General features: G+C 53.4%; 1 protein-coding gene. It reads right to left on the bottom strand.

What is annotated here, in order from left to right:
* Window positions 1-489, bottom strand: a 489-nt coding sequence (locus ACXJ5O_RS28685; RefSeq protein ID WP_457302869.1) for an SDR family NAD(P)-dependent oxidoreductase, incomplete at its 3' end; no start/stop codon positions are given.
* Window positions 490-816: the final 327 nt, after the last annotated feature.

Below are 816 nucleotides of genomic sequence, written 5' to 3'. Positions count from 1 at the left end.
TTTCAGTTCAATGCGCAAGGCATTGGTGAAGCTCCATGCCGCGGATTTTGAAGCGGAGTATGCAGCGAGCAGAGGGCGGGAGAACCATGCAGAATCGGACAAGACATTCACGATCGCACCACCGCCAATCGTGGCGAGGATGGGTGCAAATGCCTGGGTGACGGCTATCATTCCATAAAAGTTGATTTCGAAGATTTCTCGCACGTCCGTGATCATTTGAGGATCGAGGACGCTGTTGGTCAGACGAGCGATACCCGCGTTGTTTATCAGCAACGTTGTATCTTCGCAGCGCTTTGCCGCCGCCGCTATCGAAGCGCTATCCGTGACGTCGAGTTTGATCTGAATAATGTCTGGCGTATCGGTATCAGCCGGAGTGCGGACGCCAGCATAAACTTTCTTTGCGCCGAGCCTGAGCGCCTCCGTAGCGAAAGCCAAACCAAGACCACGGTTAGCCCCAGTTACAAAAACAACGGAATCTTTGATGCGCATTTCTTGTCTCCCTGGCTTATAAAACTGAAGTCAGCACATGGCACGAAATCTGGTCATTTCATGCACATCTTCCGGCAACGGCAGGACGAACCCTGCAGACAAGAGGTGAGTGCTAGGGTTGGATGCCTGAAGGTGCGGGCCGTGATGCTGCTAGTTACCCGGTCTGAGCGGCATGGGCGGCACCATGGTCCCAGAAATGGCAAAGGGCAAGCGTGTTACGGTAATAACCCTATTGCTTTCCAGTACGAGATGCCATGGACCTGCCCTACTGCAGGATCTCTTTGACGATGCTGCTGGCTTTGCTGAAATCCATCTGGCCGGCATATC

Source organism: Phyllobacterium sp. P5_D12 (assembly GCF_054049495.1).
The sequence above is the reverse complement of the archived record's forward strand: the minus strand, read 5'-3'. Positions and strand labels throughout refer to the sequence as shown.